The 1377-nt window shown below is 67.2% G+C and carries 3 protein-coding genes; 2 read left to right on the top strand and 1 reads right to left on the bottom strand.

The genetic code is table 11. The features are described from left to right. Both EOA27_RS36560 and EOA27_RS36565 read left to right on the top strand, forming a co-directional pair. Nucleotides 1-199 (top strand): hydroxyacylglutathione hydrolase C-terminal domain-containing protein (locus EOA27_RS36560; protein WP_281059520.1); only part of this gene is annotated, 199 nt, incomplete at its 5' end. A 42-nt stretch (nt 200-241) separates the two neighbouring features. Further along, nucleotides 242-667: a cupin domain-containing protein gene (locus EOA27_RS36565; RefSeq protein ID WP_126081005.1), complete on the top strand. Its 426-nt coding sequence runs from the start codon at nt 242-244 to the stop codon at nt 665-667. Here the strand turns inward: EOA27_RS36565 and EOA27_RS36570 are convergent. Further along, a complete protein-coding gene (locus tag EOA27_RS36570; RefSeq protein WP_126081004.1) occupies nt 664-1335 on the bottom strand; it encodes a lysoplasmalogenase family protein in 672 nt (223 codons plus the stop codon). The genes EOA27_RS36565 and EOA27_RS36570 overlap by 4 nt on opposite strands. Nucleotides 1336-1377 lie beyond the last annotated feature (42 nt).

Raw genomic sequence — 1377 nt, forward strand, 5'->3', positions numbered from 1 at the left:
GCTGAGGCAGCGCGCGGCAAGGATCGAGGCGCTGCGCGCCGACAACAAGCCGACGCTGCCGACGACCATCGGCGAGGAACTGTCGACCAACCCGTTCCTGCGCTGGCACGACCCGGCGATCCGCAAGCATCTCGGCATGGAGAAAGCCGGCGACGCCGAGGTGTTTGCCGAGATCCGCAAGCGCAAAGATAATTTCTAACTCCACCGCATAAAGCGACATGCGTCGAACCAAAGACCGCCAATGACCAGCGCCGCCGAGATCATCGCAACGCTAGGCCTTGAGCCGCATCCCGAGGGCGGCTGGTTTGCCGAGACGTTTCGCGACGCCGCAGGCGGCCCACGCGGTCATTCCACCGCGATCTACTTCCTCCTCGAGCAAGGCCAGCTTTCAGCATGGCATCGGGTGAAGGACGCGGCCGAGGTCTGGCATTTTTATGCCGGCGCGCCGCTGGAGCTGTCGATGCATGAGGAGGGCGCAGGCGTGGTCATCGAGCAGGTGCTTGGCACGGCCCTTGCCGCGGGCGAGCGGCCGCAGGTCGTCGTACCGGCCGGCTGGTGGCAGTCGGCGCGCAGCTTAGGTGAATGGACGCTGGTCGGCTGCACCGTGGCGCCGGGCTTCGATTTCGCCGCTTTCGAGCTGGCTGAGCCCGGCTGGCGGCCGGTCTAGGCCAGCAGAAACCCCAGCGTGATCGCCAGCTGGGCGGCGTAATAAAGCACCCAGACCGCGTAGCGCATCCACAGGCGCTGCGGCGAGATCGCCGCGAGCAGGAAGCGCTCGGTCGCCAGCAACCCGTCCGAAGCGATGAACAGCACCGCGCCGGCGATGACCCATGCGCTGCCGGTGGTGAGCGCCGAAATGCCCATGGCGAGGATCGCCGCGACATAGACGGCGATCGGGATGCGCAGTTGCGGGCCGACGCGGCGCCAGAGCGCTGCAAGCATGACGATGCTGAATGCGGCCATGGCGAGCGCGATCGCGCCCCGCCAGGATTCGGCGCTCAACAGTCGGAGCCCGCCACCCGCCTGCGAGAACAGCGCGACATAGGCGACATGGCCGGCGAGGAAGCTCGCCAGCCCGCCGAGGAAGGCCTTTTCGCCGTCGCGCGACAGGAAGGCGTCGCCGATGGCGCTCAAGCCCAGCGCTGCGACGAGCAGCAGCGGACCGCCCTGCATGACGGCAAGCACGGCCAGCAAGGCGACTGCAAGCGTCTTTGCCGCCGTGCGCGTCCATTTCGCCGGCATGTCGAGCGCAAAGGCGTAGATCACGGCCGCGACGAACGAGAACAGAAGCGTCGCGTTGGCGTTGGCCTCGATGCCGCCGGGAAACGGCATCATGCGTTCACCTCCTTGACCGCCGGCTTGCGCATCAGCAGCTGT

The sequence above is a fragment of the Mesorhizobium sp. M2A.F.Ca.ET.037.01.1.1 genome, from assembly GCF_003998075.1.
Classification (GTDB): Bacteria; Pseudomonadota; Alphaproteobacteria; order Rhizobiales; family Rhizobiaceae; genus Mesorhizobium.